Origin of the sequence: uncultured Campylobacter sp. (assembly GCF_938030815.1) — a bacterium.
Classification (GTDB): domain Bacteria; phylum Campylobacterota; class Campylobacteria; order Campylobacterales; family Campylobacteraceae; genus Campylobacter_B.
In genome coordinates this window covers 1-3,317 of the sequence record NZ_CALHII010000223.1, presented here as the reverse complement: position 1 = coordinate 3,317, position 3,317 = coordinate 1, and the positions used below count along the sequence as shown (strand labels likewise).

Genomic DNA, 3,317 nt, shown 5'->3' with positions numbered 1-3,317 from the left:
CCGCCATAAAATGCTTTTACTCGTAAATATCCACTTTTTCCTCTTCGTTAGCTATTTTTAAATATTGCTCAGCGAACTCACGCATTATCGTTGCGAATCTAGTAAAACCTTCCGCATCAAGGGCTTCGGCTTTTTCTTGATTCTGCTTAGCAAGCTCTCGCTCTTCCCGCCCGTAAGTAAAAGTATGTATTCCGCGATGATTAAAAAGCGTGAGCGTGAATTCGGAGCGTATTTTATCGGCATCTCTAGCATCTAAAATATCGGCCACGGCTTTATGGATCCAAAGTCCGCCCGGATCGGCAGGCGCATAAGTTAAAATTTGTCCAATATAGTGCCTAGCAACTCCTATATGCCCCGTCTCTTCGGTAATCCTTTTGGCCTCCTTGATCCACTCTTTAAATGCATTTTCGTCAAATTTTCCATCTTCTTTAACTCCCGGACAAAGTTTCCATTCATATAAAATATCGTAGGCATTTTGGGCCAGATAGCGTTTATTCTCATCTATTTCTTTAGTACTGTCGCTTTTATCATACTTGGAACGAAAGGCGAGAGCAATCATATCGGCAAAGAATTGCGGATCGGAAGCTAGTTTTTTCTCGATTGTTGTAGGGGATTCTTCTGTAGAAAATCTTTTTAGCCAAGAAAAGAACCTAGATTCAATTTTAAGCAGTATGTCTTGATCTATAGTTTTTGATTTTTGAAGACGCTTAATTAGCTCAACTACATCATAAGCTACGTAGCTATAACTAATAAGTTCTTGTATACCGCTTTCACTATTAAGAACAGAGATAAACGAACGAACCGCTAAGGTTTCATTAATCTCGGCTTTATTTGCCTTGTGAGCAGCACAGATAACGGCCGCACCTTCGCGCCCATACGTAAGCAATTTTTCGGTTGCTTCATTTAGATCGCTGCCTGATTCATAAGGATTAACTCTAATATTTTTCCAGTACAAACCCTCGCTGTTTTCTCCTAAATATTTAGAAACCGTTTCCCATACCTCTTCATTGAAAGGTAAAAGCAGTAGAAATTTAGCGCGTTGCTCTAAAGACCAATCTTTTTGCATAATCATATCAACCCAATTAATGCCGATTTTATAAAATTTGATCCGTGCATACCCGCTTAAAACCTGCTTTTCAACTTCATCATTTGAATCAAGAAATGTTGGCAATAGTTCATTTTCAATCAAATCATATTCTATTTCGCCCAAAGCTCGACCTACATCAAACGGCGAAGCTACTTTTTTGGCAAAATTTATGCACTTTATCAAACCTCCGCTGTCCAAAATTTCTTTTATAGCGGAATTGCGTTTTTTAACGAGCCTTTCTATCTGCGTATCGCGGTCACCATCTCCGTCCAATAACTCAAAAACTACGCCATTAAATAAATAACGATATTTTATTTCCGGCGAAGATGGCGCAAGACTATCGGCTATGTTTTTGATTTTGCAAAGTTTTTCTTCGGGCAATGCCCAGTTAGTATTAGAAAATTTTCTATGACGACGCACAATCTCATCAAGTTTCTCCCAAACCAAATAGCGTTTTTCTTCGGGCAAATTTATTATGTTATCCGACAAGCAATAATCAAGAATAAAATCGTATGCATTTTTGGGCAAATTTGAAAGCCTTTCTATAAGCTCAATAAATTTATCCACGTCTTCTTTTGCTAAATCAATCATAAGCTCGGATAAAGCAGCAATTTGCTCCAAATATTCATTTTGAAATACACCATCCTTCCAATCTAACGGGATAAAATCTCTCCAAATAGGGCGATAGTTTCCGCTTGTGACTTGGCAACCTTGCGGAAGCAACTCTAGCAGCAGAGACCATCCGATTTTAGGTTGATTTTTTATCACGGCTTTGATCGCCGCTTTTCTTTTATCAAATTTTGCGGCAGTTTGCACATGCCAAGGTAAAAATATATTCACAAGCGATCTTATAGGACGATTTGCCCAAGATCCGCCGGGATCAATAGAGGCAAGATCCGCCAAGATAACCGCTACTCTTGATAAATAATCAGGAGACCATGCCAGCTTTTCAAGAGCCCATAACAGGCCGCACATATAATTACGACCTTCAATCCCACTTCCTTCTTGTTCAAATAGTTTATGAAAAGGAGAATTCGAAATATCAACTAATTCCGACTCTACAGCATCAAGAAATTCACTAGGTGAAGCCTCTGCTAGAAGCGGTAAGTAGTAATCTATGCTCGCCCATCGCTCCCAATCCGCCCCATCAAGCAATGTGCGCACAATAAAATTTACAGTGTTTAAAGCCTCATTGCAAGAGCAGTTACTAAGCGCTTTGGGGCGACTACCCATCAAAGCAAGCGTTTGAGAAATTCCTTTTCTAATATTTTGCGAATAGTTTAATTGTTTTCCATAAATGCTAGCGGCGTATCGTTCTTCCTTTGGCAGATCAAGCGCCGGATCTCTTTCTTCTAAAACTGAAATCGCCATATTCTTAAAGCGAACTAGATCATCATTTGAGATCAAGCCTCCAAGGGCATCCCACGCCTCATCACGAGAAATAACTTTCCATTTTCCCCCTATCAAAGCAAGTGGAGAGTCTGGACGCAATGCGTCAGCTCTAAATTTTTCTATCCATTCTTTATGGCTTTTGCCGACAAATTCTTCTATGGTTTGAATGTCAGCCTTATTTTCTTCATCCCATTGACCTATTAAACAGGCTTTTGCCAATTCGCGAACAGTATTTCGTTTCGCATACGACGGCGCTGCGACTCCTATGAGATATCTCATAAGTGCAGACAGCCTCCTATTTCCTATTTTAGCAAATTCATCTGCAAGAACATCTGGGAACTGCGCTTTCGTCAGTATCTCTTTGATCTGATATGATGGAGGACTTTTAAGGTCTATAACATCGTCATTGCCGTTTGATGAGGCATCGCAAAACGGCACGATCACTCCATGCCCTTTTTCTATGGCTAACGCAAGTAAATTTTGTTGTTCATCATCCAAGCCTAGCCTTGGGCTAGCAACCAACACATGTGATCGTCGCAACTCGGATATTGCTTGCCATGTATCTTTATCTTTTATAAAAAGACACCTATCTGCATATTTTTGTGCCTTTTCTTTTTCAAGCGTCATAAGGTAAGCCGCTACAAAATCATATACATCATTTTCGCTCTCAGCAATAATAAATAGCTTTTTAGTTTCGCCCGAAAAGATGGTTTCAAGCGCACTGCAAGCTTTATCGCGAGAAGAGATAAAAAGCTCGGGCGGAAGAGCCAGCCCATTAAATTGCGACTGGATCAAGTTGCAATTTTTAAATTTAGATTGAGTTAAATTCCAGTGCTCA

1 protein-coding gene is annotated in these 3,317 nt (G+C 39.8%); it reads right to left on the bottom strand.

What is annotated here, in order from left to right; genetic code table 11:
- Positions 1–16 precede the first annotated feature (16 nt).
- The gene (locus Q0277_RS08695) at positions 17–3,274 is read right to left on the bottom strand and encodes a hypothetical protein (protein WP_297997300.1); all 3,258 of its coding nucleotides are present in this window, start codon (positions 3,272–3,274) and stop codon (positions 17–19) included.
- Between the last annotated feature and the right edge of the window lie 43 nt (positions 3,275–3,317).